Below are 639 nucleotides of genomic sequence, written 5' to 3'. Positions count from 1 at the left end.
ATCGAGTTTTTTAAGGCTACCGAACTCAATCTCATAACGCACTTTAGCCGCTTCACTCACTTCACCATAAAGCTGTTTTTGCTTGGTTAGGCTATCCAGCAGCTGTTGCTGGGCTTTATCAACCGTTTTGTTGTCTTTTATCGTTATGGGCTGTTTACCCATGGTCGGTAAACCTTGATCAAACAACGCTTGTTGTGTCGCACTCGCTTCAGTCAGCTTGTCGGTTAACTCACTGGCTTTAGTTTTCAATGTATCGAGTTTATAACGAGATTGGAGCTCACCAGGCGTCCCTCTCAACGACAATGCATGACGATTGACTCGTTCCATTTCTGCATTGGTTTTAATCAACTCGCTGCGCCAGGCTTTCATCTGAGTGGAGAGCTTACTGATTTTAATTTGGCGTTCTTGCTGACTTAACGCCTTAAATTGACCGTTAAGCTTTTCAACTTCCTCTGCCAAATTTAAAACCGGCTCTTTTGCACCATCAGCCTGCATGGCAAAATAAGCAATGCCAGCAGCGGCCATCATCACCACACCTACAGGCCCGCCCGCTAAACTCATCACGCTATTCATGGCGCGAGTGGCAATCGTGGCCCGACTCGTCGCGGTCGTCAGTGCCGTTCTCGCGGCGGTTAGCCT

The 639-nt window shown here is 47.9% G+C and carries 1 pseudogene; it reads right to left on the bottom strand.

Features of this window, described 5'->3' with window-relative positions:
- Positions 1 to 639: pseudogene (locus CXF86_RS19995) on the bottom strand (phage tail protein); the annotation flags it as partial.

The sequence above is a fragment of the Shewanella sp. GutCb genome (assembly GCF_002836135.1).
Lineage (GTDB): Bacteria > Pseudomonadota > Gammaproteobacteria > Enterobacterales > Shewanellaceae > Shewanella.
Note: the sequence above shows the minus strand (reverse complement) of the source record. Positions and strands in the feature narration are given on the sequence as shown.